Below are 271 nucleotides of genomic sequence, written 5' to 3'. Positions count from 1 at the left end.
CGGTAAAGCTGTAGCTGGATTGGGTTTCGTAGTCGGGATCGGCCAACAGGGTCACTTCACCCGTGCTGCTGTCGATGCTAAACAGGGCGGCATCGTCACCTGAGAGCGAGAAAGTCACACCATCGGAAATATCAGCAGAGTCATCCGCAGTGGCGGTATACACCACCTGTCCGGCACCAGAGTTTTCATCGATCGAGGTGGCCGTAGCGCCAGATGTAATGCTTGGCGCTGCTTCATCCAGGTTATTGACCGCCAAGGTGACGGTTTGATC

1 protein-coding gene is annotated in these 271 nt (G+C 55.4%); it reads right to left on the bottom strand.

The window, feature by feature from the left end:
- On the bottom strand, nt 1-271 hold a 271-nt coding region (locus Q4563_RS19960; protein WP_303605755.1), incomplete at both ends, for a cadherin repeat domain-containing protein.

It is taken from the genome of Gilvimarinus sp. 1_MG-2023, from assembly GCF_030548285.1.
Note: the sequence above shows the minus strand (reverse complement) of the source record. Positions and strands in the feature narration are given on the sequence as shown.